6 protein-coding genes and 1 other annotated feature are annotated in these 5,564 nt (G+C 51.6%); of the genes, 4 read left to right on the forward strand and 2 right to left on the reverse strand.

Features of this window, described 5'->3' with window-relative positions; genetic code table 11:
* Both FDW87_RS21330 and yidA read left to right on the forward strand, forming a co-directional pair.
* Positions 1-1,094: toprim domain-containing protein (locus FDW87_RS21330; RefSeq protein WP_252362915.1), on the forward strand; the 1,094-nt coding region annotated here is incomplete at its 5' end.
* A 130-nt stretch (positions 1,095-1,224) separates the two neighbouring features.
* Positions 1,225-2,037, forward strand: a complete 813-nt coding sequence (gene yidA, locus FDW87_RS00830; RefSeq protein ID WP_016155065.1) for a sugar-phosphatase — start codon at positions 1,225-1,227, stop codon at positions 2,035-2,037.
* 4 nt (positions 2,038-2,041) lie between these two features.
* Here the strand turns inward: yidA and cbrA are convergent, their stop codons facing one another.
* Positions 2,042-3,160: a colicin M resistance lipid reductase CbrA gene (gene cbrA, locus FDW87_RS00835; protein ID WP_049271669.1), complete on the reverse strand. Its 1,119-nt coding sequence runs from the start codon at positions 3,158-3,160 to the stop codon at positions 2,042-2,044.
* A gap of 99 nt (positions 3,161-3,259) precedes the next feature.
* Between cbrA and FDW87_RS00840 the strand changes: the two genes are divergently transcribed.
* A complete protein-coding gene (locus FDW87_RS00840) occupies positions 3,260-4,486 on the forward strand; it encodes a DUF3748 domain-containing protein (RefSeq protein ID WP_137366943.1) in 1,227 nt (408 codons plus the stop codon).
* A gap of 1 nt (position 4,487) precedes the next feature.
* Here the strand turns inward: FDW87_RS00840 and FDW87_RS00845 are convergent, their stop codons facing one another.
* Positions 4,488-4,820: a YceK/YidQ family lipoprotein gene (locus FDW87_RS00845; protein WP_165500175.1), complete on the reverse strand. Its 333-nt coding sequence runs from the start codon at positions 4,818-4,820 to the stop codon at positions 4,488-4,490.
* Between the two features lie 239 nt (positions 4,821-5,059).
* Positions 5,060-5,132, forward strand: a sequence feature (ROSE (Repression Of Heat Shock gene Expression) occurs in the 5'-region of heat shock genes and acts as an RNA thermometer to modulate expression.).
* On the opposite strand from FDW87_RS00845, the gene ibpA reads away from it, so the two are divergent.
* Positions 5,126-5,539 carry a small heat shock chaperone IbpA gene (gene ibpA, locus FDW87_RS00850; protein WP_003023882.1) on the forward strand — a complete coding sequence of 138 codons (414 nt, stop codon included), beginning with the start codon at positions 5,126-5,128 and terminating at the stop codon, positions 5,537-5,539. Its footprint overlaps the feature before it by 7 nt.
* The last annotated feature ends 25 nt before the right edge of the window (positions 5,540-5,564 follow it).

The following is a 5,564-nucleotide window of genomic DNA, read 5'->3' on the forward strand; positions in this document are numbered from 1 at the left end:
AGGCGATTCTGCCGCTGAAGGGTAAAATCCTCAACGTCGAGAAAGCGCGCTTTGATAAAATGCTCTCTTCTCAGGAAGTGGCAACGCTGATCACCGCGCTCGGCTGTGGCATCGGTCGTGACGAGTACAACCCGGACAAACTGCGTTATCACAGCATCATCATCATGACCGATGCGGACGTCGACGGCTCGCATATTCGTACGCTGCTGTTGACCTTCTTCTATCGTCAGATGCCGGAAATCGTGGAACGCGGCCACGTTTACATTGCACAGCCACCGCTGTACAAAGTGAAAAAAGGTAAGCAGGAACAGTACATTAAAGATGACGAAGCGATGGATCAGTACCAAATTTCTATCGCTCTGGATGGCGCAACGCTACACACTAATGCCAGCGCACCTGCTCTTTCAGGTGAGTCGTTAGAAAAACTGGTTTCTGAATACAACGCGACGCAGAAAATGATTGGCCGTATGGAACGTCGTTTCCCGAAAGCGCTGCTGAAAGAACTGGTTTATCAACCGACGCTGCCGGAAGCTGATTTGGCGAACGAGCAGACCGTTACCCGCTGGGTTAATTCGTTGATTACCGAGCTGAACGAAAAAGAACAGCACGGCAGCCTGTGGAAGTTTGATATCCACCACAACGCAGAGCAGAACCTGTTTGAGCCGATTGTGCGCGTCCGTACTCACGGTGTGGATACCGACTATATTCTGGATCACGAGTTTGTGACCGGTGGCGAATACCGTCGTATTTGTACGCTCGGTGAGAAGCTGCGCGGGCTGATCGAAGACGATGCGTTTATCGAACGTGGCGAGCGCCGCCAGCCGGTTGCCAGCTTTGAGCAGGCGCTGGAATGGCTGCAGAAAGAGTCACGTCGCGGCCTCGCTATCCAGCGTTATAAAGGTCTGGGCGAGATGAACCCGGATCAGCTGTGGGAAACCACCATGGATCCGGAAAGCCGTCGTATGCTGCGCGTTACCGTGAAGGATGCGATTGCCGCCGACCAGCTGTTCACTACGCTGATGGGCGATGCCGTTGAACCGCGTCGCGCGTTTATCGAAGAAAACGCCCTGAAAGCGGCGAACATCGATATCTAACTTGCACCCAGGTCTACAACCGTCCTGCAAAAGGGGAATCTCGATTCCCCTTTCTATCCCCCTTTTCGTAGCTGTTTTTTGAGCGGAATCGCGTTAGCATGAGGACGGACTCATTTAATCCGGGGAACTCATGGCTATCAAACTTATTGCTATCGACATGGATGGCACACTTCTGCTGCCCGATCACACCATTTCACCCGCGGTCAAAACGGCGATTGCCGCAGCGCGCGCGCGTGGCGTAAATGTGGTGCTGACCACGGGGCGCCCGTATGCCGGCGTCCACAGCTATCTGAAAGAATTGCATATGGAAGAACCCGGTGACTACTGTATTACCTACAATGGCGCGCTAGTGCAGAAAGCAGGGGATGGCAGTACTGTCGCGCAAACCGCGTTGAGCTATGATGATTATCGTTATCTGGAGCAGCTCTCCCGGGACGTTGGCTCGCATTTCCACGCTCTCGATCGCAACACCCTGTATACCGCGAACCGTGATATCAGTTACTACACGGTACATGAATCGTTTGTTGCGACGATTCCGCTGGTGTTCTGTGAAGCCGAGAAAATGGATCCCGCAACCCAGTTCCTGAAAGTGATGATGATTGACGAGCCGGAGATCCTCGATAAAGCTATCTCGCGCATACCTGCGGAAGTAAAAGAGAAGTACACCGTGCTGAAAAGTGCACCGTATTTCCTCGAAATCCTCGATAAACGCGTCAATAAAGGGACTGGCGTGAAATCGCTGGCCGATGCGTTGGGTATAAAAGCCGAAGAGGTGATGGCGATTGGCGATCAGGAAAACGACATCGCGATGATTGAATACGCAGGCGTGGGCGTTGCCATGGACAACGCTATTGGGTCAGTCAAAGAAATCGCCAACTTTGTGACGAAATCTAACCTTGAAGATGGCGTCGCATATGCCATTGAGAAGTTTGCGCTGAAATAAGATGTTATGGGCAAATGCCTTGGCGCATTTGCCCTGTTTCAGCAATTAGTTGTGATACTGAGTGGTCACCTTGAGGAATATGCGCCACGCCGCTGCGCATTATCCATTTGCGGGAAAACGCCGACGTCAGGGCCCGACTTTTCAGGATTTTGCCAAACAGTTTGAGACGTAACTTGCGGGTGGCTTTGCGGTAAGCGTGATTCATATCTGGTGCATCCCGCAACAATACAGATTTGAGCGCCTCCGCGCTGTCCAGCGCATAGCTAATCCCCTCCAGTGAGCTGGCGCTGATAAAACCGGCCGCTTCGCCAATCAAAAATGCGTTGTCCTTGCCACAGACGAAGTCTTTCCAGCGTGAAGGAAACAGCACCGTACATTTTTCACTTTTCACCGGTTTTCCGAACTGAAATTGGAACGCTTCCATCTTCGCTTTCAGCGCGTCAAAGCGCGCCTGACCGTCCTTCATCGGGTAGGCACCGCCAAAGATAAAATAGCCATCTTTGCTGATACTCCAGGAATAACAGTCGGTTGCGTCGTTATCAAAAATGCAGGAATAGAACGGGACGGGATGCTTTTCCGCAAACCATTGTTGAATAGCAACATATTTACGGATCTGGTGCCGGGGATAGAGATGACGGCGTACCAGTGAGTTCGCGCCGTCGGCTCCCACCAGATAACGCGCGGTGATCTGCTGCTCCCAACCGTCGGCGCGGAAGATAACATGCCATTTATCGCCCTCGCGCCAGATTTTCCGACACAGGCTGTCGTGGTACACCTGTACATCATCAGGAATGAGAGATTTAAGCCATAAATCAAAAGCATGGCGGTTGATATTAATGTAGCTACGCTGATAGTTACGCGTCAAAGAGGCTGCAACATCAACCGTTTTAACGCTAAATATTTGTGGGTTAGCGATGACATCAACGGGTAAGGTTATCCCGTCGCGGATAAACGAACGCTGGGCATCCGGGGCTAACAGACCGCCGCAGGGTTTGGTGAAACCTTCGTTGCCACACTGGTGTTTTTTATCCAACGCGATCACGCGCATTTTTCCACTCAACTGCCGCGCCAGCGCTGCGCCTGCCGGGCCTAACCCGATAATGGCTACGTCAAAATGTTCCATCTTTCTGTCCGCAAAAATGAAGATGGCGATACGCTAAAGCCTGAAAGTGAAGTGCTTGTGAAGTATGATTGCTGAAATCGTCTTGTATCAGGGCATTCCATGAAGCAAATCACCTTTACGCCGCGTAATCATCAGCTTACCAATATCAATACCTGGACACCGGACAGCCAGTGGCTGGTCTTTGATGTGCGCCCTTCCGGTGCCTCTTTTACCGGCGACACAATTGAGCGTGTCAATATTCATACTGGCGAGCTGGAGGTGATTTATCGGGCCATGCAGGGATCGCACGTTGGCGTAGTGACCGTTCATCCAAAGTTGGAAAAATATGTGTTTATTCATGGGCCTGAAAATCCTGATGAAACATGGCATTACGACTTCCATCATCGGCGTGGGGTGATAGCTACGCAGGCAAAAGTGGAGAATCTGGATGCGATGGATATTACCGCCCCATATACGCCGGGTGCGCTGCGCGGTGGTAGCCATGTGCATGTATTTAGCCCGAGCGGCGAGTTTGTCAGTTTCACCTATAACGACCATGTGTTGCATGAGCGCTCACCGGCGCTGGATCTACGCAATGTCGGTGTGGCTGCGCCCTATGGTCCGGTGACGGTCTCCGCGCAGCATCCCCGTGAGTACAGCGGGAGCCATTGGTGCGTGCTGGTAACCCAGACGACACCCACGCCTAAACCGGGTAGCGATGAGATTAACCGCGCCTATGAAGAGGGCTGGGTAGGGGAAAACAAACTGGCGTTTATCGGTGATACGTTATCAGTCACGGGCGAGAAAGTGCCGGAGTTATTTATTGTTGATTTACCACAGGATGAAAGCGGCTGGAAACAGCCGGGCGACGCTCCGCTGGAGGGCACTGAGGCGACAATGCCTGCGCCGCCATTCGGTATTAATCAACGCCGCCTGACGTTTACTCATGCGCGCGCCTTTCCCGGTCTGGTAAATCAGCCGCGCCATTGGGTGCGCAGTAATCCAAAGGCATCTGATATTGCGTTTTTAATGCGTGATGACGTCGGCATTGTGCAACTGTGGCTGATTTCCCCACAAGGAGGGGAACCGCGTCAGCTTACCCGCTGCGCCACGGATATTCAGTCAGCATTCAACTGGCATCCTTCAGGGAAATGGCTGGGGTTTGTACTGGATAACAAAATTGCTTGTTGTGATGCTCAGACGGGAGAGGTTGATTTTCTAACGGACCGTCACGGCAACCCACCATCGGGCGATGCGATCATCTTCTCTCCTGATGGTCGACAGGTTGCGTGGATGGAAGACGTCGAGGGTTTCCGCCAGCTGTGGGTAACAGAGACAGGGCGTTAACTTAAGGAGCAGGCATTTCAGCCGGAGGGATAACGGCGTTCGTGGCCTGCGTTCTCTCCTCGCTTTTTTCTACACGGGATCTCACCGAGTTATCTTTGCGAAAGAGATCCCACGGAAGTAATACTGTATCCAGTACTGCGGTAAACGGCATATCCAGAATCGCCAGTGACTTGGTTCCCCAGTTTGTATCACTTTCGCTAATCATTGTGGCGCTGGCGCGCGTGCCAGGATACGTCCCTTCTTTGCCTCCGGTATGCGACATAATGCTGGAACAGCCGCTCACAAACGCCATCCCGCTGCACATTGTCAGTGTTACCAACATTTTTTTTATCATCATTTTTTTCATCTGTATTTATTGTGTTTGCATGGTGAGTTAAAGCGATCCGTTGCGAAAATAACATCACCATTTCGTCACACTGTGGCGGCTATCGCGATTTAACGATAACAACTGCTCACACCAGTGTATGCAATAGACAACAAACTGCAAAAAAAGTCAGATGAATACGCTTGAAAAGTTTGTATTAAGACCCATTTTTAGAGTGTAGACAAATGAAGGGCATGCCTGATGGGTGTCCTGGCTACCTGACCTGTCCATGATGGAAGGTCTATTATTCTCGCTGATTTCAGGAGCTATTGATTATGCGTAACTTTGATTTATCCCCGCTGTACCGTTCTGCTATTGGTTTTGATCGCCTGTTTAACCTGCTGGAAAACAATCAGGGCCAGAGCAATGGCGGCTACCCTCCGTATAACGTTGAGCTGGTAGACGAAAACCATTACCGAATTGCGATTGCCGTTGCTGGTTTTGCTGAAAGCGAACTGGAAATTACTGCCCAGGACAATCTGCTGGTGGTGAAAGGCGCCCATGCGGACGATCAAAAAGAACGTACTTACCTGTATCAGGGGATTGCCGAGCGCAACTTCGAACGTAAGTTCCAGTTAGCGGAGAACATTCATGTTCGCGGCGCGAACCTGGTGAATGGTCTGCTGTATATCGATCTCGAACGCGTGATTCCCGAGGCGAATAAGCCGCGCCGCATCGAAATCAACTAATTCTGTGGGCCGCTTCAGGCGGCCC

The organism is Citrobacter sp. wls826, assembly GCF_005281245.1.
In the GTDB taxonomy this organism is placed as follows: domain Bacteria; phylum Pseudomonadota; class Gammaproteobacteria; order Enterobacterales; family Enterobacteriaceae; genus Citrobacter; species Citrobacter braakii.

Bases quoted from the DNA above. Each gene is read 5' to 3' on its own strand.
- yidA (WP_016155065.1), top strand. From the start codon at position 1,225: ATGGCTATCAAACTTATTGCTATCGACATGGATGGCACACTTCTGCTG.
- cbrA (WP_049271669.1), bottom strand. From the start codon at position 3,160: ATGGAACATTTTGACGTAGCCATTATCGGGTTAGGCCCGGCAGGCGCA.
- FDW87_RS00840 (WP_137366943.1), top strand. From the start codon at position 3,260: ATGAAGCAAATCACCTTTACGCCGCGTAATCATCAGCTTACCAATATC.
- FDW87_RS00845 (WP_165500175.1), bottom strand. From the start codon at position 4,820: ATGATAAAAAAAATGTTGGTAACACTGACAATGTGCAGCGGGATGGCG.
- ibpA (WP_003023882.1), top strand. From the start codon at position 5,126: ATGCGTAACTTTGATTTATCCCCGCTGTACCGTTCTGCTATTGGTTTT.